Here is a 23,270-nt window from a genome sequence, read left to right as displayed (position 1 = left end):
TTTTGTATTAAATATCAGCAAATATGCATAATCTTCAAGATATAGAGCGGCTTGTCTCTTCAGGCCGTCTGGATGAGGCTGTCGGCAGGCTTTCGCTTATGATGGCCGATGTTGACGCTACGTCTGATAGCAGGCTGCTTTCCGACCTTTACTTCCGCCGGGGCAAGCTCTACTGGCGTCTTGGCCGTCGTGCCGATGCGACATCCGACTATACAAAGGCTTCGGCTCTTGACCCTGGCGGCCCTGCTGTCATCGCGTTGGAACAAGCGCGTGACGTCGAGGCGTTTTTCAATCCGGATCTTTACAATCCCTGATGTCGGCAGTCGGGCTGTGAGACTGACGCTGTTATATCATTTATAACCTCTTATGCGCCTGTTTCGTTCATCAGACTTGTGATTTGCCGGCTGTCGCGATAAACAGACATTCGGTATTGAAGTATTTTTCGGCCATCTCGGCAAGACTCTCGGGAGAGAGGCTTCGGGCGGCCTGTTCCTGCATGGCAAAATATCCGGCGGGTGCGTTGGCGGTAATCCGGGTCTGAAGGAAATCCATTCGCGAGAACGGGGTGTCAAGCACTCCGGCCAGTTCGGATAGCACAAAACGGCTCAAACGTGTTACCTCGTCGGGTGTGTATGACGCCGGATTTTTCATGCGTTCGATTTCCTTGACAGTCTCCTCGATAAGCATGTCGACTGTCGACGGGTCGGTCTGGGAAGAAACGGATATGAAGCCGCTGTGTTTGTAGCCAAGCAATGAGGCTGTTATGCCGTAGGTAAGACCTTTTTCCTCACGAATGTTGAGCATGAGGCGGCTGCCGAAGTATCCGCCGAGTGCGATGACCGCCATGCGCAACGGCACATAGTCGGGATGGATGCGTCCGATGGCCGGGATGATGAGTCGCACGCCGCTTTGCAGCGAGTCGGGCATCTCGACATGCACACGGCCGCCCTCGGTGTGTGTGGGAAATTGCAGACGCGGGAGCGTAAACTCCTCACGTGCCGGAATGGTCGAGAACATTCGTTCGGTATCGCTGATCATGCTGTCGGATAGCCGTCCGCTAAGATATATATGTATACCTTTTGGATCGAGACGTTTTTCGTGAGCCTCTCGCAGCGCGGAAGGCGTGATGTCGAGCAACTGTTCGGGGCGCGGCACTGCCGAGAGCGGATGATTGTGGCCGTAGACAAGAGTGCGTATGGCGCAAGCGGCACGATAGGCCACTTTATGGTTTTCTACATCGAGACGAGCGGCCTCGGCACGGAGAGCGTTGGCCACCGGCTCGTCTTCAAAAGCAGGAGATGTCACCATCTCTCTGACGAGGGGGAGTAGTGTGTGATATGTGTCGTTAGTACAGTAGAGACTTAGCGACGAGTGGTGGGTGGAAGTGTCTACGCCGCTCCATGCGCCGTTATATTCGAGTATGTCGGCCAGTTCATCGGACGGGTGGGTGTGTGTGCCCTCGAGCAGCAGAGAGTTGGCCATCTGATAGAGTTGTGGAACGGGCGACTCGGCTATGCCTCCGGGCAGGAGTATCTTGATACGGCTCACCTCGGCGTCACCTCCGCTTAGCAGGTGAAGGCTGATGCCGTTTTGAAGGGTGACAATTTTGTCATCGGGAAGGGAGAGAGGTCCCATGTCATGGACAATAGGAGCCGTGGTGCGGTCGATGGTTTCGCTGATTATGTCGGGATTCATGTAATTCAGGGGTGTGAATATTGTAAGAAGTGATTCTGACGCAAAGTATGGTGTGTCGTCAGAGGTCTTTTTCTTTAATGGCTTTGAGCACGGCGGCACGGGCCTCTTCGGGTGTAGGCTCAGGCTGCGGGTCGGCTGACACTGTCGCGACCTTGACCGGTGTGGCGGTGGCAGTCGTCGATGTGGTTGTTGAGGATGTTGCCGTAGTGGTTGTTGAGGATGTTGCCGTAGTGGTTGTAGATGCTGCGGTAGTTGTAGTAGTTGTCGCGGTAGTCGTGGCCGGGACGCTTGTTTGTTGCGAGATAGTGTCGGCTTTGGCCGGAAGTTGCTCAACCGGCGTCAGTGTGTAGCCACTCCCGGCGAGCGATTCGGACTGAGAAATGTGTATCACAGGGCCCTCCTGCGACTGATGCGGTCTGTCTGGTTTCTGTGGTTTTATTCCTTTCCGCGGATTGCGTGATGGAGTGCCGAGCATGGCGTGATATTGGTCGACGATACCCGAGCCGGCATAGGTGCGGGAGTAGTATTGCGAATTGATGTCGCTGAGTATTACCCCCTTGGATGAGGATGCATGTATCATGAGGTTGTCGCCGATAAATATGCCCACGTGTGACACGCGTTTTTTGTCTTTGCCTGTGGCGAAGAATATAAGGTCGCCGGGTGTGAGGCTTCCCTTCGCGATGGCTGTGCAGTAGTCGTGCTGTTCACGCGAGTTGCGGGGTAGCTTGATGCCGAGTGCGTCTTTGTAGACCTGCAATACCAGTCCAGAGCAGTCGATACCCTTGCGGTCGTTGCCGCCATATCTATAGGGCACGCCGAGCCATTCGTGAGCCGCCGACAGCAGGGCCTGTGACTGCGGAGCCATGGCGGCGGTCTCTGATTGGGACGGCCAAGACAGCTCGGCCGGCTTGTAGCTGCCTGTCGAGCCTGTCGACCTTGATGAGCCGCATGCTGTCAAAATGACCGCTGCGACTGACACTATAAACAGATGTGTGACGGACTTCTTTAACATAATAATGCAAAGTTAAACATTTGTTTCGGGAATGAGATAATCTCGATTACACACTTCTCGTAAATATTCCTTAAAATGGGATATATCCTATTAAAATTGTTTAAACTCGCTGTCCGGCGTGTAACTTTGCACGCCTTTTGCCGTCATAAGAGTGTAAGGAGTCACAAAGTTCACCACATCTCCTCACCAAAATAACAAACGAGAAAAAATACGAATTTTACCAACCACTATCATTAATAGGACACCATTATGAAATTTCCAAGCAAGATTATCCTCCTCGCAGCAGGAACAGCAGTGCTCAGCTCGGCTGTCACAGCCGGCGTAATGAAGGAGGCCCTTACATCTCGTGGCGACGATTTCTCATCTGCGGCCACCGAAGCCGACTATAACGGCGGTGCGGGTGGAAGGCTATATACAGTGGGCATGTCGCCTGCGGCTGCGGCAACCGATTTCACACAGGCGGCCGAAAGCTCAATCAACGGTGTGGTCTCCATCAAGAGCTATGCCACCCCGCGCAACAGTTCCGGCGGCTATTCGGGCGGAGGAGGATTTTTCAACGACCCGTTCTTTGAATACTTCTTCGGCTCGCCCGGCGGCAACAACCGTCAGCAGCCCCGCCGTCAGCAGCAGGAAGAGCAGCAGATGGGACTCGGCTCGGGTGTCATACTCAGCTCGGACGGCTATATCGTGACCAACAACCACGTCATCGACGAGGCCGAGCGTCTGGAAGTGACTCTCAACGACAACCGCACGTTTGACGCGACTGTCATAGGCAAAGACCCTGTGACCGACCTCGCGCTCATCAAGATTGACGCCACCGACCTGCCCATAATACCGATGGGCGACAGCGAGCGGCTAAAAGTGGGCGAGTGGGTGCTCGCCGTGGGCAACCCGTTTGGCTTCACATCCACAGTGACCACCGGCATCGTGTCGGCCAAAGGACGCAGCATCCACAGTGGCGGCCCACAGCCCAAGATGGGCATCGAGTCATACATACAGACCGACGCGGCTGTCAATCCCGGCAACTCGGGCGGCGCGCTCGTGACTCTCAACGGCGAACTTATAGGCATCAACACCGCCATATACAGCCAGACAGGCAATTATGCCGGCTATTCGTTTGCTATCCCCACCTCGATAGTCAAGAAAATTGTCAGCGACCTGCGTCAGTATGGCACAGTGCAGCGAGCAGTGCTCGGCGTAGCCATCGGTGACCTTACGTCAGAGTTGGCCAAAGAGAAAGGCATTACAGCAGTGACCAAGGGTGTATATGTAAGCACAGTCAACGACCGCTCTTCGGCCAAGGAAGCGGGTATACTCGAAGGCGACGTGATAACCGCCATCAACGGCGTGAGCACCGGCAAAGTGGCAGAGCTTCAGGAACAGTTGGCCAAATATCGCCCCGGCGATGTGATAAAGGTGACATTTGTGCGCGACAACAAGACTCAGAATGTCGACCTTAAACTTCTCAACAATCAGGGCACGACCACGATGACAAAAGCGGCGGAATTTGCCGACCTCGGATGCGCGTTCAAAAAAGTGCCCGCAGCCACCCTCAAGCAGCTCGGACTCTCGGGCGGCGCGCAGGTGGTAGACCTCAAGGACGGATTCATGCGTGATGCCGGTGTAAGATCGGGATTCATCATCCGCTCCATCAACAACTACAGCATTGACGGTCCCGAGGATGTCGAGAAGGTATATGAATCACTGATGAAGAGACGCGAAGGCGATCGTGAGATGATAGTCCGCGGAGTATATCCCACAGGCAAGCGCGGCATCTATGCCATCGACCTCGCAGGCGAGTGACGCCTCACCACACTCACATCATTCTCCTCTCTCCCGTGGCTCATTCTCCTCTCTCCGCTCTCCTCGACAGAGTAATGACCACATGAGTACTTTAATGATTGATAATGTGATAAATTAAAGTAAAGGTTAAATAATAGATTACACAAACAAGAGCCGGGCCGGTCGTGATGACCTCCCCGGCTCTGACTATTGTTACAAGTGGCATTGTGAGTGCGCGAAAAAAGTTGTCATGCAAGGCTGTTATAATCAGCCATATAAGAAATAAGTGTTGCAAAATCCGCACAATTTGTCTAACTTTGTGTGCGTTTAAACGTTAATTCCATTGAGCGTGCAAACTCACGCAAACCTTTCGTTTCAATGAACCGGGAGATTTATAATAGAGGGAATATAGGTCTCATAGAAAAGCCAACTTTTGTGATGGGCCTGCGTAACTGCTTGACAAAGCGAATGATAGACGGTCGGGCAGGAGTCAGAAGTATATCCTGTCCGATAGATTGATGGAGCAGAATCAAGACAATGCATCCAAGCCGCGATGGTACGTGTTACGCGACATGCGTCGTGCCAACGCCCGTCAGACAGCTTACGAGCAGCTCCTCGAAGCCGGCTATGAGGTGTTCACTCCCATGCGCTGGGAAGTTGTCCATCATAATGACGGCTCCCGCACTCGACGTCGCATCCCCGTATTGTCCGATCTCCTGTTTATCAACACCACACGTGAGATTTTCGACCCTCATCTGAGACGCATCCCCTCGCTGCAATATCGCTACGTGCGCGGCTTGCAGGCCACCCCGATGGTGGTGAGGGAAGCCGACATGCGTATGTTTATCTCGGCCGTATCCTCCTCGGCCGATCCCCGATATTATATGCCCGAAGAGGTCTCGGCCGAAATGTGCGGACGCCGCATTCGCATCGTCGGAGGTCCGCTTGACGGCTATGAGGGCAACCTGCTCAAAGTGCGCGGCTCAAAGACCAAACGTCTGCTCGTCAATCTCACAGGCCTCATCACGGCCGCCGTAGAGATAGAGCCTGAGTACATCCAGCTCGTCTGACAATGAGCCGTAGCTCCAACCTTCCATTTCGTCCTCTCTCCCACACTTTCCAATATCTCTTGTTTTAAAAATCCCCACATCACTTTATGGAAAAATATAGTATAGCCGTAGCCGGCACCGGTTACGTAGGCTTGAGTATAGCCACACTTCTGGCTCAGCACAATCATGTGACAGCCGTCGACGTAATCCCCGAAAAGGTTGAGATGATTAACCGCCGTCAGTCGCCCATTCAGGACGAGTATATCGAAAAATATCTCGCCGAAAAACCGCTCGACCTCACAGCCACCCTCGACGGAGCGTCGGCCTATCGCGACGCCGACTTTGTAATCATAGCCGCCCCGACCAACTACGACCCCGTGCGCAACTATTTCGACACCTCGCATGTCGAGGAAGTCATCGACCTCGTGTTGCAGGTCAACCCCCACGCCGTCATGGTCATCAAGTCGACCATCCCCGTAGGCTATTGCCGCTCGCTCTACATGAAATACGCCTCACAGGGCGTCAAGGAATTCAAACTCCTCTTCTCGCCCGAATTTCTTCGCGAGAGCAAAGCCCTGTATGACAACCTCTACCCCTCGCGCATCATCGTAGGCTCGCCCAAACCCCTCGAAGGCCCCGAGTTTGCAGCCGAAAACCAGGTCATCGAGAGCATAGCCGACCTGCCCCGCCTGCGTCGTGCCGCCGAGACCTTCGCCTCGCTGCTCCGGCAGGGAGCCATCAAGCAAGACATCCCCACACTCTTCATGGGCATGAAAGAAGCCGAGGCCGTCAAACTCTTTGCCAACACCTATCTCGCCCTGCGCGTGAGCTACTTCAACGAGCTTGACACCTATGCCGAAGTCAAAGGCCTCGACTCAAAGGCCATAATCGAAGGCATCGGCCTCGACCCACGCATCGGCACACACTACAACAATCCCTCCTTTGGCTACGGCGGCTACTGTCTGCCTAAAGACACCAAGCAGCTCCTCGCCAACTATGCCCACGTGCCCCAGTGCATGATGTCGGCCATCGTAGAGAGCAACCGCACACGCAAGGACTTCATCGCCGACCGCGTGCTGCGTATGGCGGGATATTACGACTACACCTCGCAAAACGCCTACGGCTCAGCCCCCGAGCAGGAATGTACCATCGGAGTATATCGTCTCACGATGAAAAGCAACTCCGACAACTTCCGCCAGTCATCCATCCAGGGCGTCATGAAACGCATCAAAGCCAAAGGCGCGACAGTCATCATCTACGAACCGACTCTCGAAAACGGCACCACATTTTTCGGCTCACGCGTAGTCAACGACCTCGCCGAGTTCAAACGTCTCTCCCGCGCCATCCTCGCCAACCGCACCTCCCCCGACCTCGAAGATGTAAAAGACAAAGTCTACACCCGCGACCTATTTAGCAGGGATTGAAATTTGAATAGGATTTGATTCATAATATTCCGAAGATTCGCTATAATGATTAATTTCAGGATTGTAACAGAATGAAAGGATTCACTTTGAATAACGAGACGAAGCAACGTATCCATTCCGTTACCGGTATGGATGCTCACTGCATCTCGACAAGTGATGTTGGGGAAGTGGATTCGTTCATTGAAAGGCATAAAAAGAAATTATTCATTACGTCAATAAATATTGGAGACTTATTTATGCGAGGCTCGGTATATCTTGCTTTCAGGCGTTTCATTAATATAAAAGATATAGACAGTCAGATAGACCGAATAAAGTCTTGATTGAGTTGTAAAAAGCACTCTGAAATCATCAATGCGAATGGATATTCGTAAATTATTTAAAGGAAGCGAGCGAACTGCAAAAGTTAAGAAAAATGCAATCGGTTCAATCTTGATAAAAGGTTGGAGCATACTGATTTCGCTGATTCTTGTTCCGATGACGATGGATTATCTATCTCCGGAAATATATGGTATTTGGCTGACTGTATCATCTGTTATTGTATGGTTGAATTTTTTTGATGTCGGATTTACCCTTGGTTTAAAGAATAAATTGGCAGAAGCCCTTGCCGAAGGAGATTATGTAAGAGGTAAAAAGCTGGTTTCAACCACTTATGGCATGATGTTTGCAATATTTGTGCCTCTCACAATTATTTTGGAATTGTTGGTTCCGGTGGTTGACTGGAGCGGTTTTTTGAATGTTTCGTCCGAGTTTAATGGACAGTTGATTGCTGTAATGCGTATTCTTGTCTTTTGCTTTGCTTTGCAAATGATATTTAATACGATTACAGCCATTTTGGCAGCTTATCAGAGAACAGCGATATCAAGTCTTTTCCCCGTACTTGGAAATACCTTATCGGTAATTGTAATTTTTATTCTTACAAGGACTGTTCCGCCTTCGCTTATAAATCTTGCAGAAGCGATTTCATACATTCCTGCTATCGTATTGATAATATCCTCCTTGATATTGTTTCGCACTGACTTGAAGCAGGTGTCACCTGCCCCGGGTTATTTTGATAAAAGTTGTATCGGCCATCTTTTTAACTTGGGCGCAAAGTTTTTCATAATACAGATTCAGGTTGTGGTTGTATATCAGGCGACAAATATATTGATTTCCAATGTGTCATCTGCTGAACAAGTGACAGCATATAATATCGCATACAAGTATTTGAGTGTCGGGACTATGCTGTTGAGTATTCTTCTCGGACCGTTATGGCCCGCTTACACTGATGCATATGCAAAAGGAGATTACGATTGGATGAAGAGGACATATCGTAAAATGAGTAAAATGGTTTTATTGATGATGGCCGGTGTCGCATTAATGGTGGCCTTTTCTCCTGTTGCCTATAAAATCTGGATTAAGAACACATCTCTTGTTCCATGGTCAATGACTATTTCGGTTGGGATATATCTTATAATACATGCTTGGGACAGTCTTCAAGTTATTCTTATAAATGGAATTGGCACGGTAAAGGTCCAGACATATGTAACGCTATTGGGCATGATACTTCATATCCCGTTGTCACTGTTTATTGGACGATATATTGGAGGCATAGGTGTTGTATGGTCTATAATTCTTATAAATATTGGTTATGCCATAGTGTTTACTACACAGATAAGAATGTTGCTAAATGGTGTGAGAAATACTGTTTGGAACAAATAAATATCATTTAATCATGAGTCTAAAACGGTTTTTACGAAATCATTGTCCGTCGGTTTTAGCATGGATTTTGTTTTATAAAGATATAAAGCGAAAATATATAAATCCGTACGTGAAAATCAGGGCTAATAAAGATAGATGTCATGAGTCGGTCATATTTGAACTGCCTATTGATATTTCAGATTATTCATTAATAGATATTGGCCCGTATACAAAAATTCGTAAGAATTTTACTTTTTTGGGTGTTAAAGGTAAGTTTCATTTGAAGAAATATTCGACTATAGCGATGAATTGCACAGTCGTTACAGATGGGCATATACCGACTGTTGGATTACCGCAAATAATATCCGGAACAAATCATGTAAATGATAAATGTCGTGATATAACAGTCCACGAAGCGGTGTGGATAGGTGTTAATTGTACTTTGTTGCCTGGTGCTGAAATAGGACGTGGCGCGATAATCGGAGCCGGAAGCATTGTGAATAAAAAAATACCGCCATATGCGATAGCGGTGGGTTGTCCGGCTAAAGTTATAGCTTCTGCTTTTACCATTGAACAGATAATAGAGCATGAAAAAGCTCTTTATCCTGAACAGGAACGAATGTCTCGTGAACAGCTTGAGGAACTTTTTACTCAATACTACAGCGGGAAAAGAAGTATCGGTATAGCAGGCATGCCCGACAGCCACGCAACTGAATATAAAGATATGTTGGTCCGTATGCGTAAAGTTGCGGATTGCTGCTCAATAAAAGAATAATAGATGCGTGTACTCATTTTCGAGCCGTCCTTGTCGGGACATCATCTGGAATATCTGCAACACCTGTATAATGGTGCGGTGGGTAGGCTTGACTGCGAATTTGTCTTTGCTGTGCCTCATGAGGAATGGTCGAGGATGAAAGGCAAATGTTCATGGCCTGAAGCAGAGAATGTTAAATTTGTAATGCTTGATGATTCTGCATGTAAGGCAATCGAGACTGGGTCGATGTTGGCTCAATCATGGAAATTGTCTAAGATGATTCGGAGAATCGCTCTTGAATATAAGGTTAATGAAATATTTTTGATTACTTTAGCCGGTGCAATTCCATTCCTGCCGCTTATTTTATCGTCAAAAATTAAGATTTCCGGTATTATATATAATATATATCTTCGTGCGCCTAAGAATGGACTTCGAGGTCTGATTGATAAATTCAGATATTGGGTTATGTCCCATAATAGATCAATGTCTAAGGTGTTCATTCTAAACGATCCGAATAGCATGAATGCATTAAACGAGATATATCATACAAATAAATTTATTAATTTGCCTGATCCTGTATCACAAATAGACTTAGCCGATATTACTGATTTACGTTCAGATATGGGCATTAGTCCAGATAAAAAAGTATTTCTTCATTTTGGCGCAATGGAAAAACGAAAGGGTACGCTTGAAATACTAAAGGCATTATGCTTGATGACAAAAGGGGAACTTGCCGATAAGAAATTTATTTTTGCGGGTCGCGTTGGTCAAGAAATATATGATGATTTTTACCGACTTATAGATATAGCTCGTACGAATGGTGCTGATATATTTATTAGAGATGAGTTTTGTTCATTTGAGTATATTCATTCATTATGTCGTACGGCAGACTGCTTATTGATACCTTATACACATACAAGTCAATCAAGTGGCGTTTTGGGATATGCTGCTGTACACCGTAAGCCTGTTATTGGGCCTGGAGATGGGCTTATCGGAGAGCTAATAAAGGATAATAAGCTTGGGATTACAATAAGTAAAGTAAATCCTGAAAATATAGCAAAGGCAATAACAGAATTTAATAAATGTCTGATATCCTGCGACTATGCAAAAGAGAATAGCGTAGAACATTTCATTGATGTTATATTTGCTGATTAAAATATATAATTGGCATATTAAATGTTTTATTAGTATGATGTCAGATTTATTTAAGATTATTTATGAATGATATTATGAAATCCTGGATATATGGTTTATATCATCTTGTATTTTCAATAGTGATGTGGATGCCATTTGAGTGTATAAGATGGACTTTGTTAAAGATAGCATTAAAACATTTTGGCCGAGGAGCGTTTGTCATGCGAAACGTAGAGTTTATGTCTCCTCATAGAATTTCAATTGGTGAAAATAGTGTTATCAATAAAGGTACTCTTTTGGATGGACGTGGCGGTATATTTATATCTGATAATGTGGATATAGCCAGAGATGTTATAATATGGAGTTGTACACATGATATATCAGATGAGTCTCATTCAACATTCTGTAAGCCTGTAAATATAGAAAATCATGTATGGATTGGAGCAAGGGCAACTATCATGCCTGGAATTACAATAGGGCAGGGGGCTGTTATAGGTACGGGGGCTGTTGTTACAAAAAATGTTCCTCCTTATAGTGTCGTAGCTGGTTGTCCGGCTAAAGTAATTGGTACGCGAAATAATCAATTGAAATATAATTTGAATTTTCATCCGTGGTTTACATAGAATAAATCAATTATGATTCCCTATATAATATTCATAATTCTCATATTGGCATTTTATTATAAGAAGAGTCCAATTGGGATGCTAATAGTTATAATTGCGTTCTCTGTTCTGCGTTATGATACAGGATGGGACTATATGATGTATGTAGATACGGTCAACAATCCTAAATTTTGGAATAATCCGGAACATAGCAGATATTCATTCATTTGGCGAGAATTATTTCGATATGCCCATGCTTTGAACTTTCCTCATATTGCAATCGCTCTGCCTAATCTTATAACATACCTTGTGTTATATTTTAGTCTGGACGTATTAGGCCTGGATAAAACTCGCAAGGTACAGGTATTATTTGTATATGTTACTTGGCAAGGTTTTTATCTAGACTCATTTTCAATTATAAGACAGGCTATTGCAATGTCTTTTGGCATCTTGACATTTGCTTTGATTCAAAGACATAGATTATTTGCTTCAATAGTCACATTCCTAATTGCGGTACATTTACACTCTTCTGCGGTTGTGCTTATATTCTTGTATCTCGGCTATTTCTATCGAAAAAAACTGGATTTTAAACATATATGTATTGCTGCAGGTGTGGCTATAGTATGTATGATTTCTGCAGGAGCGGTTCTTGAGCAGTTATCGTTTTTTGATATGTCAAAATATGATGTATATTTAAAAATGAATGATTCATTTGGTGGTAAGATCATATTTGTCTATTTAATCCTTGCGATGTATCTATTGTTTGTATATCGGTCATACAAAAGATGGAATGATATTGAACGTCAGTGCTTCTTTTATTCGGTAGTTTCAATGGTTGGTTGCGTAGGAGTATTTTCAGTTGGAGTGTCAAGTGTTTTCACTCGAATTTTTTCTTACTATATTATATTTATGATATTTATTTTATTGCCGTCATTGAGAATATTCAGAGAACGAAAATTTTTAATCAATTTGGCGGTGTTAATATTAGTATCATACTTTTTTGTGTATCTAAGTATTTCGGAGGCTGGGACGAAGTTGTCGTCAAGCGGCTTGGTTCCTTACAAGTGTGTTTTGATTCAATAAAATTGATATTATGAGACTATTTCAAGATATTAGGTCAACCTGGACTTTGATAAAAAGTGATTGGAATGTTTGCCCATATAAGAAATTCGATAGTAATATAGGCTTGATTTTTAGTGCTCTGACAGGATTGACGCAATCATTTACATATTTGTTTTGGTTCAGATTGGCCTCAAATCCCAATATCTTTCGTATTGTTGCAAAAATCATGCATTATAGACTATCGAGGGCGTATGGTGTTTACATACCTACGACAACATCGATTGGCTAGGGGTTTATAATATGGCATCCTTGTAGGATTGTAATAAACCCTGATGCGAAAATTGGGAATTATTGTCAGATACATCAATTTTTATCAATTGGGAATACGCCTGACGGGACTGCTGAGATAGGCGATAATGTGTGGATTGGTCCGCACGTAAGTATAGTTGGCCCTGTAAAAATTGGTGATAATGCAAAAATAGGAGCGGGGACTGTTGTTATAAAAGATGTACCTAAAGATGCCACATCGGTAGGAAACCCAAATAGAGTAATAATTAAATAATATGAAGGCGTTGTTTGTGTCTCGGGATTATGAGGCAATGAGTAATGATGGTGGAGGCATTGTCACAAAAAGGAATGTCGAGTTTTTAAGACAAATATGTACATCCGTCGATGAGCTTATCAAGCCCAAAGCCGCATTAGTGACATTAGCCAAAAATATGATTTTAAGGCAAAGTTATGGAGCGACAAATAATCTGATAAGACGGTTCAAAACTCTGATCTCTGAGAACAAGTATGATTTTATTTGGTTTGATGGGTCTTGTGATTGCAGCTTTATCAAATTGGCAAACGAAAAAAATATTCCAAGTATATGTTTTTATCATAATGTGGAATTGTCGTTTTATAAAGCAAAAGCATTGGCTTCTGGTTCATTGTTAGATAAATTTTTTGTTCCATATATACATTACGCGGAGAAATATGTAACTCGGAATGCTACACATCGGGTCTTGTTGAATGAACGAGATTCAAATGAATTAGGAAAATTATATGGGACTGATGGCGATTTGATAATGCCTACATCTTTTAATAGTATAAATGCGGATTATTTGGAAAAACTTGCCAATGATAAAATTGAACCCTATTTAATGTTTGTTGGCTCAAATTTTTGGGCAAATAAAGAGGGCCTTGAATGGTTTTTTAAAAATGTGGCACCATACATACAAAATAAAATTAAAATTATAGGCGGTATTTGTAACGCGTTTAAAGATGTATACTTGCCTAAAAATGTAGAGCTCTTAGGCTATGTTGATAATTTAGACCCATATTATGCAAATGCATCTGCTATCATATCTCCGATATTATCAGGCTCTGGAACAAAAACCAAGACGATAGAGGCTCTTCGTTATGGTAAAACGATTATTGGTTCAAAAGAGGCATTAATGGGTGTTCCTCCAGAATACTATTCTAAGATTGGTTATTTATGTGATACACCCGATTGTTACATAGATGCAATTGGCCAATTGGATGACACAAAAATTAATTGTCATTCTTTGGCTGTTTTTGATAAGTTGTTTTCCTCAGAAACGGTTATACAAAACCTACAAAAATTTATTCAGAGTAAATTTAATGATTGATTTCAGCTAATTTTATTCCCGACTTCCAATAATTCAGCTATAGACGTTATACAGAATATAGTGTGTGGTATAGTGTGATATAGCTTTTTCTACAAATCTGACACTGTTATTTCTCACGACTAAAACATCAATTTATGAAAATATCTATCGTCACTGCTACTTACAATAGCGGTGAGTCTCTAAGGGATACTCTGGAGAGTGTCTTGTCTCAGACATATGATGATTATGAGCATATTATTGTTGACGGCGGTTCGACTGACAATACTTTGGACATACTTCGTGAGTATGAGCCTCGATATAACGGGCGGTTGAAGTGGCACTCCGAGCCCGACCGCGGCATATATGACGCGATGAACAAGGGCATCGCCCGCGCCACCGGCGAGCTGGTGGGGCTGCTCAATTCTGACGATTTCTACACCTCTGACGATGTATTGGCCTCTATCGCAGAAAATTATCAATCGGGAGGGGTGGATGCCGTGTATGGCGACGTGTGTTATGTCCATCCCCACGACCTCAAAAAGATGGTGCGCCGTTACAGTTCCGCATCGTTCAGCCGCTGGAAGATGCGCCTCGGCTTCATGCCTGCCCATCCGTCATTCTACTGTCGCAGAAGTGTGTATATGCGTCTCGGGATGTTTGACCTGCGCTTTAAGATTGCTGCCGATTTCGAGCAGTTGCTGAGGCTGATATTTGTCAATAATATCAAGACCAGGTATATTCCCAAGACTTTCGTCACAATGCGCACGGGCGGAGCGTCGACCTCGGGGCTGAGCAGCCACAAGCAGATATATCACGACCATATGATGGCCTATAAGGTCAATGGGGTGTATTCCAACTGTATGCTCGAGTCGATGCGATATATGTGTAAAATCTGCGAGCGCATCAGAGACAAAATCGCGCTCTGACCGATACATAAGGGAGGAGATACATAAGGACAAAAGTCTCACAAGGGACAAAAATTTTTTAAGTTATAGGGGTAAATAAATGATTGCCCTGACAGCTTAAAAAACTTTTGTTTCTTGTGAGACTTTTGTCCTTATGTATCTCCACTCAGGGGGTTAAATCTTCCCGAGGGCGCGGGTCTCGCGGTCGCAATCTTGCTGGAGCAGGGGGCGGAGCAGGGCGGCACGCTCGGGCGAAATCATGTTGAGGTCGATGTAACGGTCCTCCGCGTCGGTGTATTGTCGGGTGTCACTTACAGGCTCGGAGGTCTTGAACGAGGGAGAGGTCGTGGCCGGTGTCGAGCCGTTGGAGCCGCTGTTGTCAGGGCCGGGAATGGGGCGGTCGATGGTGAGCGGTTCCTCCCCGCGGGCATAGGCCTCAGGGTTGAAGCGATAGAGCGGCCAATAGCCGGCCTCGACGGCACGACGCTCCTCGATGATGGAGTGGCCGAGTCCCGGACGTATGCCGTGGTTGATACACGGACAGTAGGCTATGACTATGGCCGGGCCGGGATAGCGTTCGGCCTCGACGAGCGCGTCGATGGTCTGCTGATAGTTGGCTCCGAGAGCTACCGAAGCCACATAGACGTTGCCATAGGTCATCATCATGCGGCCGAGATTCTTTTTGGGGGTCGATTTGCCGTCGGCCGAATATTTGGCGACACATGAGCGCGGTGTGGCTTTGGAGGTCTGGCCGCCGGTGTTGGAGTAACACTCGGTGTCCATGACGAGAATCTTGATCGGTTCGCCCGAGGCAAGCACATGGTCCAGTCCGCCGAAGTCGATGTCGTAGGCCCAGCCGTCGCCGCCTATGGCCCATACCGATTTTACGGCGAGCATGTCGGCACACTCGAGCAGCTCGGCATATTGCGGGGCGGCGTCGCGCACCGGACTGAGCATCGCCACGAGCTGAGAGGCTGTCGAGGCCGAAAGCTCGGGGTCGTCCTTGGCGTCATACCATGCCTGAAGCGGTGCCTTGAGATAGGGCATGGTCTTGTCGGAGTCAATCATGTCGCGCACCATCATCTCGACGCGTGCGCGCCGTTGCTTCATTGATACAAGCATGCCGAAACCATACTCGGCGTTGTCCTCGAAGAGCGAATTGCCCCACGCCGGCCCGCGGCCCGTGCGGTCGGTGCAGTAGGCGTTGGAGGGATAGTTGGCACCCCATATGGAACTGCATCCTGTGGCGTTGGCTATGAGCAACCGTGGCCCGAAGAGCTGGGTGAGCAGCTTGACGTAAGGGGTTTCGCCACATCCGGCACATGCGCCCGAGAACTCCAGACACGGTGTGCGCAACTGCGAGCCGTTGACTGTGGCCGCCGGCAGCAGCGTGTCCTTGGGCGTGACATTGGCGCGAAGCCATTCGAGATGCTGACGCTCCGAGTCGGCCACCCGGCTGACGGGGGTCATGGTCAGGGCATGGCCCGGACAGATGAGCGAGCATGACGAGCAGCCGAGGCAGTCGTCGGTATAATTCTGTATCCTGAACTTGTAGCCCGACAGTGCGGGCGAGCCGTGAGCATCCTTGCATATGAGTCCGTCGGGTGCGGCTTCGGCTTCTGACTTGTCAAGCAGGAAGGGGCGTATGGCTGCGTGAGGACACACAAGACTGCATTCGGTGCACTCCACACATTTGTCGGCGTCCCATACGGGCACCCGCGTGGCTATGCGCCGGTGTTCATAGGCGGTGGTGCCCATCGGCATGGTACCGTCGGGCGAGAAGGCCGAGACGGGAATGCTGTCGCCGTGTCCGTGGATGCACGGTGTGTGGATGTTGAGTATGAAATCCTTAAGCCGTGGGTCGGAGATGTGTGGGGTGGGGGATGGCTGCGAGTCGACGGTCGTGGTCCACCCCTCGATGGTTGTGTAATCGATCTTCTGGAGTGCGTCGACAGCCATCTCTATGGCTTGCAGGTTGCGCTCCACCACTTCGCCACCCTCGTGTATGTAGGTCGTCTTGATTTTTTCCTGAAGTTGAGGATAGGTGATGTCAAACGGGATTATTTCACTCAGATATAACAGCACGGTCTCCATCGGCATGTTGATTCTCGGCAGCATGCCCACCTTTGCGGCTATGGCGTCGGCGTCGATGTTGTAGAACCTCACATGTCTCTCAGCCATCTGCCGGCGCATGGCGAGAGGCAGACGGGTGGTCATCTGCTCGGGAGTCCATGGCGAGTTGAGCACAAACACTCCACCGTCACGTATATTGTCGAGCATGGAGAAACGGTGTACGTATGACGCCTTGTGACACCCCACATAGTCGGCGTCCTTGATGCTGTAGGCCGAGGTGACCGGTGAGTGACCGATGCGCAGTTGAGATATGGTGTAGCCGCCCGACTTCTTGGCCGAGTAGCTGAAATAGGCCTGGGCATATACGCCGGGAGTATTTCCGAGTATGGATGCTACCTGCTTGGTGCCACCCACGGTGCCGTCGTTGCCTATACCGTAGAGTATTGCCTGATAAGTGCCGGCAGTTGTCGATGTGTCGATGCTTTCGGACACGTCAAGCGACAGATGGGTCACATCGTCATTGATGCCTACGGTGAATGTCTCTTTGGGCGTCGGCCGGGCCATTTCGTCAAATATGACTTTTACCATCGAGGGGTCAAACTCTTTGCTCGACAGGCCGTAGCGTCCGCCGATGACTTTTGGCTGCACTCCCTGCGGGGCATATCCGTAGAGGGCCGACTTCACGTCCTCGCATAATGGCTCGTGCTGCGCGCCCGGCTCTTTGGTGCGGTCCATGACGGCGACTGTCCTGACTGTCGGAGGTAGTGCTGCACGCAAGGCCTCGGTGGGGAAAGGCCTGTAGAGTCTCACCTTTATAACGCCTGTCTTGTAGCCCCGTTCCTTGTTGAGATAATCGACGGTTTCGCTTACCACATCGGCTCCCGACCCCATGATTACAACCACTCTGTCGGCGTCGGGCGCGCCGTGATAGTCCACGAGATGATAATGACGGCCTGTGGCATTGCCTACACGGTCCATCGCAGCCTGGACGATGGCCGGAAAAGCGTCATAAAGCCTGTTGGCCGCCTCGCGGTTCTGAAAATACACGTCGGGATTCTGGGCCGAGCCGCGCAGGTCGGGATGCTCCGGATTCATGCCTCGGCGGCGGAAACTCTTGACTTTATCCCAGTTGACCAGCGGGCGCATGGTGTCATAGTCAATCACCGAGATAGTATTCATCTCGGACGATGTGCGCCATCCGTCAAAAAAGTGCAGCACCGGGAGCGAACCGTCGATGGCGGCGAGGTGTGCCACGAGCGCAAGGTCCATGGTCTCCTGCACCGAGGCTGAGGCAAGCATGGCAAATCCGGTGGCGCGGCATGCCATCACATCCTGATGGTCTCCGAAAATCGACAGCGCGTGGGTGGCAAGCGAGCGACACCCCACATGAAACACTGCGGGCAGCAGTTCTCCGGCTATCTTATACATGTTAGGCACCATCAGCATCAGTCCTTGCGAGGCGGTAAAGGTCGTGGCCAGAGCACCGGCCGCCAGTGCGCCGTGGACTGCACCGGCCGCTCCGAGTTCACTCTCCATCTCCCTTACTTCCAGAGCCTGCCCCATGAGGTTGCGACGTCCGGCCATGCCCCACTTCTGGGCTGTCTCGCCCATCGAGGCGACCGGAGTGATGGGATAAATTGTCGCAACGTCGCTCAGCGCGTAGGCCACGTGTGCCGCCGCGGTGCATCCGTCAAGTATCTCTTTTTTCATAATGTCGAATGTGTAATTTTGTTGAAGATGAAAATGTGGAATGTCGAAATGGACACGGCTGCTATCCAACGGCCAATCCATTCAACATTCCACAATCTATGAAATCTATGTCGGTAATCAGAATCCGCCGCCCACACACAGGTCGGTTATCCACAACCACAACGGGCAGAATCCGATAAACAATATTACTGAAAGCGTCAGTGAAGAGGTGCCGGTAGCGACATAGGTGTCGTACTCGTCGGCGATGATAATACCCGAGAATGCGGGAGGAAGCGCACCGGCTACAACGAGCATCTTGAGGTTGGTCGGATCCATGTGGAATACGAGACCGAGTATGAGAAGTACGGCCGGCATCATGACCATCTTGAGTATAGAACCGAGTACTGCCTGCCAGTTGATCTGAACCTTGATAGACGACAGTGTTATACCCGCCGAGAATACGGCCATTGAGGCGTTGGCTCCTTTTATAAGGTCAAATGACGGACTTGCCCAGGCCGGCCAGGGTATGCCGACGAGCACCCATATCACAGCGAGAATAGGAGCCCAGGCTACCGGCTGTTCGAGAGCGTGGAGCACAGGTATCCACGCGCTCTGCTTCTTGGTCGAGCCGGGCTGCTGCTTTTCGAGCGATGCGTTCATGAGCGACAGACCTACAGGGATGCCGACGGCATTGACCACGATGCTGACAATCGCAACCACGAGAGCCACCGAAGGTGTGGTGCCGAAGATAGGTTCCAGAACGGCAAATCCGAGGAAGCCGATGGTAGGCGAGCCGCTGATAAGGGCCGAAATGGCTGCATCGGCACCCGTGTTTTTCTTAAACATTTTGAATACATAGTACACGACCATAAAGCAGGCCATGATACCGAACAGTGAGATGAGCGACAGTTTGATGTCGCGTGCCAGCATCTCGCGTGTCGACTGCACGATGGAGACGAACAGTGCGGCAGGAAGTGCATAGTCAAGCACTACCTTGTTGAATTTTTTCGAGTCATCGCCCGTAAAAATTCCCTTCTTTCCCGAGATGTAGCCTGCAAGCATGACTACGATGATAGGAACGATTGCATATAGAATAATGTGTTCCATAATGTAGGGGGTGATAAAAAATGAATAGATGGAGAGAATAGGAGAGGGGGCGAGAGTGACTGACGTCTGCGATTATTGAGAAGATGGCGTCGGTCAAAGAGTGTTCTCGCCCCCTTGTAGTAAGGGCCTATACTGTGATGTCCTGGAGCGGAGCCGGGTTGAGATATCCGATGTGGCCGGATTCCTTGCCCGAATCGGCTGCAAGTTGCACATCAATCAGACTCGGCTTCTTGCTTGCGATACTCTCGTTGAGGGCCTGGGTGAGCTGTTCGGGGGTGGTGACATAATAGGTCTTGGCTCCGAAAGCCTCACCGAGTTTGTCATAGCGGGCATGTATGTCAAGAGTTGTCGGTGCCGGGTCGGATGTCTTGTCGAGAGGCACACCGATACCGTTATATATACCGCCGTTGTTGAGTATGACCACTGTTACCGGCAGATTGAAGCGACATATTGTCGAGAAGTCCATTCCCGAGAATCCGAAAGCCGAGTCACCCTCGACGGCTACCACCTGCTTGCCGGTTGCGACTGCAGCTCCGATGGCCGAACCGATGCCCATACCCATGATGGCCCATGTGGCACAGTCTACTCGGTGACGCGGCAGCGACATGTCTACAGCATCGCGGGTGTCGTCAAGCGTGTTTGCACCCTCGTTGACAAGAATAATGTCGGGATTGCTTTCAAGTATAGGCTTGATGGCTCCGATGGCGGTCCAGTGATCCATTGGCGAGGCATCCTTGTTGGCTTGGAGCCGCGCGCTGAACTTGGCGTTTTTCTCTTTGGTTTCGGCCTGTAGCGAAGTGAGCCATGCAGGATCGGTGCTCATGGTCTTGCCCTCGAGTTTGGCAAGGATTGCATCGAGCGCGAGCCCCATGTCGCCGACCACAGGTGCGGCGATAGGCACGTTCACATCGATTTCCTGGGGTTCAACATCAAGCTGTATGAACTTTATGGCCGGATTCCATTTGCCCTTGCCGAACGATAGCATCCAGTTGAGGCGTGCTCCGATTACCATCACCACATCTGCCTCTTTCATGATAGTCGAGCGGCATGACAGCGCGCTCAGCGGTCCGGCGTCAGGCATAAGACCCTTGGCCATGGACATTGGCAGATAGGGAATGTTATACTTCTCGACAAGAGTCTTGATTTTGTCATCTACCTGAGCATATGCCGCACCCTTGCCGAGCAGAATGGCCGGACGCTTGGCTGAAGACAGTATCTCGACGGCACGGTCGACCGACTGTTGGTTGGGAGCTACTGGCGAATAGACGTCGACAGGCTGATAAAGCAGCTTCTCGGCATCCTCACGGTTCATTATCTGGCCGAGAGCGGGGGTGGTCATGTCGATATATACGCCACCGGGGCGGCCCGATACTGCCGCTCTGTATGCACGGGCTACGGCTGAGGGGATATCCTCGGCCTTGCTGCAGCGAAATACGGCTTTGACTACCGGCTTGGCTGTATTGAACTGGTCAAGCTGTTCGTAGGTGCCCATGTTCATGTCGACCATCGTCGGATCTGACGCGCCTGAAATCTGAATCATAGGGTAACAGTTGACCGTGGCGTTGGCTGTTGCTGTAAGTCCGTTCATGAATCCGAGCGATGACACTGTCATGAGCACACCGGGTTTCTTTGTGAGAAATCCTTCGGTAGCTGCGGCCATGCCGGCCTGTTGTTCGTGACGAAATCCGACAAAACGTATGCCCTGGCCCTGTATGAGATAGGCGGCCTCGGTGATAGGAATACCCACGAGTCCATACACATTTTCTATGCCTACATTCTTGAGTGCGCGTGCCAGCACATACATACCGGTCACTTGATCAGGATAGTGGGGAGCCTGAGCGGCAGGAGCCGGGGTGGTATTGGGTGTTGCCATTGTAATCTGATTTTGGATGAATATGATGTTTAATGATAAAAAGAGAGGACAACCGTCAATCCCGGTCTCGGACAGCGAGACAATTGACTGATTGTCCCCTCTATAAAGTCAGGTGGTTTTGAAGCCTAAACTTTGTTACGTTGATATAAGCGGTTTGACCTATTTGGCTACAGGGGCGGTGGTGCCGTTCTTGGCAAATTCGGCTATTTGTTCGTCAGTATATCCGTAAGCCTTGAGCACTTCGGTAGTGTTGCCGCCAAGCTCGGGGCACGGACCGTAGACCGGCTGGTAGTTGCTCATTGTGAAAGGCACTCCGACAGTGACAAATTCGCCGATTTTGCCACCCTGGTTGATTTTTACCAACGTGTTGCCGTCATAGAGCGACTCGTCCGACATCAGCTCCTTGGTAGAGAGCACCGGACCGACAGGCACACCATACTTGCCGAGAAGTTCGGTGACCTCAAATTTGGTCTTGTCAGCCGTCCATGCGCCTATACGCTGATATATCTCATCCTTGTGCTTGTCGCGGGCATCGGCCGTGTTGAAATCAGGATTGGTGAGCCAGTCCTCAAATCCGAATGCCTGACATGCCAGCTCAAAGTCCTTGGCCCCGCGCTGGAGGATGATGTAGACATAATTGTTTGCATCAATGGCCGAGTCCAGATCGCCGGCCGGCTTGCACTTGTAGGTCCAACCGAGCACGCCGCCGCCCTCGATGTTGCCCGAACGGGGCACACAATCACCGAATTTGCCGTTGGGATACTGCGGGAACTGGGTGAGATATCCGATTTTATCAAGAGTAAGCTGGTCACGTGTCTTGATACGACACAGGTTGAGACAAGCGTTGTGCATGGACTGATATACATAACAACCCTCGCCGGTCTTTTCACGCTGCACAAGTGCGGCGAGTATGCCTATGGTAAGATGCATGCCGGTGTTGGAGTCGCCGAGCGCGGCACCGCTCTGGGTCGGCACATTGTATTCACCGTCATACCAGCCTGTGGTCGATGCTGCCGCTGCAGTCACCTGGGCTATAGGCTCATAGGCCTTGAGGTCTTTGTATTTGGATGACTGCGGGAAACCCTTGATGGTGCCGTATATACACTTAGGGTTAAGTTTGTGTACAGTCTCCCAGTCAAAGCCGAGTTTATCCATGGCTCCGGGGTGCAGGTTTTCGATAAAAATGTCGGCCGACTGGATAAGTTTGGTCAGAATAGCCTTGCCGTCGGGAGTTTTTGCATCAAGTGCAAGAGACTTTTTGTCGGAATTGAGCTGCAGGAAGTAATAGCTCGGGCAATCAGGGTCAAATTGCAGCTCCTTACGTGTGGCATCACCCACGCCCGGGCGTTCAATCTTTATCACATCGGCACCGAGCCATGCGAGTAATTGTGTACAAGAAGGTCCAGACTGGACTTCGGTGAAATCAATCACCTTGATTCCTTGGAGAGGTGCATTGTTCATAATAGTAACAAGTTTTTTAAGTTTCCTGCATGCGGGAGAGCAGGAGAGATATGTTTTTGAATTGATGATACAATCTTATCGTCTGTCGAAACGGGCAGTCTCGTCCGATTTCTAATGATAGAACAATATGCATGCGAAAAAGTTGACAAATAGGTATTAATGAACTGATATAGTATGTGTAACCGATAAAACTCGAATGGAATATTAAGGTAACTACTCAGGTAGGTATGCCGTACTCATATTATGACGAAACAATAGCAGCTTAACGTTCAATTATCACTTCGCATTTGACGCTCATAAAAGCTATTGAATATCAAGAAAATAAACATTATTTTACTTGCATATTTGTTTTTTTTTT

At 48.6% G+C, this 23,270-nt stretch carries 17 protein-coding genes and 1 pseudogene; 12 read left to right on the top strand and 6 right to left on the bottom strand.

The annotated features are described in order from the left end of the window. Window positions 1–23 precede the first annotated feature (23 nt). Window positions 24–314, top strand: a complete 291-nt coding sequence (locus tag QGT73_RS07375) for a tetratricopeptide repeat protein (protein WP_280122003.1) — start codon at window positions 24–26, stop codon at window positions 312–314. Window positions 315–384: 70 nt separating this feature from the next. On the opposite strand, the gene QGT73_RS07370 is transcribed toward QGT73_RS07375, so the two are convergent. Further along, the gene (locus tag QGT73_RS07370; protein ID WP_280122002.1) at window positions 385–1,695 is read right to left on the bottom strand and encodes a M16 family metallopeptidase; all 1,311 of its coding nucleotides are present in this window, start codon (window positions 1,693–1,695) and stop codon (window positions 385–387) included. A 58-nt stretch (window positions 1,696–1,753) separates the two neighbouring features. Beyond that, window positions 1,754–2,707: a C40 family peptidase gene (locus tag QGT73_RS07365; RefSeq protein ID WP_280122001.1), complete on the bottom strand. Its 954-nt coding sequence runs from the start codon at window positions 2,705–2,707 to the stop codon at window positions 1,754–1,756. 249 nt (window positions 2,708–2,956) lie between these two features. Here QGT73_RS07365 and QGT73_RS07360 point away from each other — a divergent pair, with 249 nt between their 5' ends. From QGT73_RS07360 to QGT73_RS07315, 11 genes and pseudogenes are all read left to right on the top strand, one after another. After that, window positions 2,957–4,510 (top strand): Do family serine endopeptidase, encoded by a 1,554-nt coding sequence (locus tag QGT73_RS07360; RefSeq protein WP_280122000.1) that lies wholly within the window; start codon window positions 2,957–2,959, stop codon window positions 4,508–4,510. A gap of 497 nt (window positions 4,511–5,007) precedes the next feature. Continuing rightward, on the top strand, window positions 5,008–5,559 hold the full coding sequence (locus QGT73_RS07355; protein WP_280121999.1) for a UpxY family transcription antiterminator: 552 nt from the start codon (window positions 5,008–5,010) through the stop codon (window positions 5,557–5,559). A gap of 86 nt (window positions 5,560–5,645) precedes the next feature. Beyond that, window positions 5,646–6,962: a UDP binding domain-containing protein gene (locus QGT73_RS07350; RefSeq protein WP_280121998.1), complete on the top strand. Its 1,317-nt coding sequence runs from the start codon at window positions 5,646–5,648 to the stop codon at window positions 6,960–6,962. Window positions 6,963–7,319: 357 nt separating this feature from the next. Beyond that, entirely contained in the window at window positions 7,320–8,660 is a 1,341-nt protein-coding gene (locus tag QGT73_RS07345) for a lipopolysaccharide biosynthesis protein (protein ID WP_280121997.1), read from the top strand. 13 nt (window positions 8,661–8,673) lie between these two features. Next, window positions 8,674–9,414: an acyltransferase gene (locus tag QGT73_RS07340; protein ID WP_280121996.1), complete on the top strand. Its 741-nt coding sequence runs from the start codon at window positions 8,674–8,676 to the stop codon at window positions 9,412–9,414. Window positions 9,415–9,417: 3 nt separating this feature from the next. Then, a complete protein-coding gene (locus QGT73_RS07335; RefSeq protein ID WP_280121995.1) occupies window positions 9,418–10,548 on the top strand; it encodes a glycosyltransferase in 1,131 nt (376 codons plus the stop codon). A gap of 398 nt (window positions 10,549–10,946) precedes the next feature. Then, a pseudogene (locus tag QGT73_RS17500) lies at window positions 10,947–11,102 on the top strand (DapH/DapD/GlmU-related protein); the annotation flags it as partial. Between the two features lie 60 nt (window positions 11,103–11,162). After that, on the top strand, window positions 11,163–12,212 hold the full coding sequence (locus QGT73_RS07325; protein ID WP_280121993.1) for an EpsG family protein: 1,050 nt from the start codon (window positions 11,163–11,165) through the stop codon (window positions 12,210–12,212). 274 nt (window positions 12,213–12,486) lie between these two features. After that, window positions 12,487–12,753 (top strand): serine O-acetyltransferase, encoded by a 267-nt coding sequence (locus tag QGT73_RS17495; protein WP_425278390.1) that lies wholly within the window; start codon window positions 12,487–12,489, stop codon window positions 12,751–12,753. Between the two features lies 1 nt (window position 12,754). Then, complete coding sequence (locus QGT73_RS07320) at window positions 12,755–13,825, top strand: glycosyltransferase (RefSeq protein ID WP_280121992.1); 1,071 nt, start codon at window positions 12,755–12,757, stop codon at window positions 13,823–13,825. Between the two features lie 134 nt (window positions 13,826–13,959). Further along, window positions 13,960–14,730, top strand: coding sequence for a glycosyltransferase family 2 protein (locus QGT73_RS07315; RefSeq protein WP_280121991.1), 771 nt, complete (start codon window positions 13,960–13,962; stop codon window positions 14,728–14,730). Between the two features lie 153 nt (window positions 14,731–14,883). Here QGT73_RS07315 and nifJ read toward each other — a convergent pair whose 3' ends face one another. The 4 genes from nifJ to frc form a co-directional block, all read right to left on the bottom strand. Next, complete coding sequence (gene nifJ / locus QGT73_RS07310; RefSeq protein ID WP_280121990.1) at window positions 14,884–18,492, bottom strand: pyruvate:ferredoxin (flavodoxin) oxidoreductase; 3,609 nt, start codon at window positions 18,490–18,492, stop codon at window positions 14,884–14,886. 117 nt (window positions 18,493–18,609) lie between these two features. Beyond that, on the bottom strand, window positions 18,610–19,578 hold the full coding sequence (locus tag QGT73_RS07305) for an AEC family transporter (RefSeq protein WP_280121989.1): 969 nt from the start codon (window positions 19,576–19,578) through the stop codon (window positions 18,610–18,612). 127 nt (window positions 19,579–19,705) lie between these two features. Continuing rightward, complete coding sequence (oxc, locus tag QGT73_RS07300; protein ID WP_280121988.1) at window positions 19,706–21,451, bottom strand: oxalyl-CoA decarboxylase; 1,746 nt, start codon at window positions 21,449–21,451, stop codon at window positions 19,706–19,708. 159 nt (window positions 21,452–21,610) lie between these two features. Further along, complete coding sequence (frc, locus tag QGT73_RS07295; RefSeq protein ID WP_280121987.1) at window positions 21,611–22,912, bottom strand: formyl-CoA transferase; 1,302 nt, start codon at window positions 22,910–22,912, stop codon at window positions 21,611–21,613. Window positions 22,913–23,270 lie beyond the last annotated feature (358 nt).

The sequence above is a fragment of the Duncaniella muricolitica genome, assembly GCF_910574735.1.
Lineage (GTDB): Bacteria > Bacteroidota > Bacteroidia > Bacteroidales > Muribaculaceae > Duncaniella > Duncaniella muricolitica.
This window is presented reverse-complemented; position numbering and strand designations above follow the sequence as displayed.